At 70.4% G+C, this 751-nt stretch carries 1 protein-coding gene; it reads left to right on the top strand.

The annotated features are described in order from the left end of the window. Positions 1-751, top strand: a 751-nt coding sequence (locus LC094_RS21520; protein ID WP_226554849.1) for a calcium-binding protein, incomplete at both ends; no start/stop codon positions are given.

Genomic DNA, 751 nt, shown 5'->3' with positions numbered 1-751 from the left:
GGCGCAACGGGCGACACCGGCGCAACGGGTGACACCGGCGCAACGGGCGACACCGGCGCAACGGGCGACACCGGCGCAACGGGTGACACCGGCGCAACGGGTGACACCGGCGCAACGGGTGACACCGGCGCAACGGGTGACACCGGCGCAACGGGTGACACCGGCGCAACGGGCGACACCGGCGCAACGGGTGACACCGGCGCAACGGGCGACACCGGCGCAACGGGCGACACCGGCGCAACGGGTGACACCGGCGCAACGGGTGACACCGGCGCAACGGGAGACACCGGCGCAACGGGCGACACCGGCGCAACGGGCGACACCGGCGCAACGGGCGACACCGGTGCAACGGGCGACACCGGCGATGCCGCGCTCGATACAGTAGGCAATCTTCTGGACGACATCGTCGACCTGCTTGAAGACGTCGTGGGCGTCGTCGGAGGTCTTGTTGGCCTCGACACCAATGGCCTTCTCGATCCGGTGACGGGCCTCGTGGACGGCTTACTTGGTGACGACGCGACGGGCGGTCTTCTCGATCCGGTGACCGGCCTCGTGGACGGCTTGCTTGGTGACGACGCGACGGGTGGCCTTCTCGATCCGGTGACCGGCCTCGTGGACGGCCTGCTTGGTGACGACGCGACGGGCGGTCTGCTCGATCCGGTGACGGGCCTCGTGGACGGCCTGCTTGGTGGCGACACGGGTGGTCTGCTCGATCCGGTGACGGGCCTCGTGGACGGCTTGCTTGGTGGCG

Origin of the sequence: Celeribacter naphthalenivorans (assembly GCF_020524585.1) — a bacterium.
Classification (GTDB): Bacteria; Pseudomonadota; Alphaproteobacteria; order Rhodobacterales; family Rhodobacteraceae; genus Celeribacter; species Celeribacter naphthalenivorans.
This window is presented reverse-complemented; position numbering and strand designations above follow the sequence as displayed.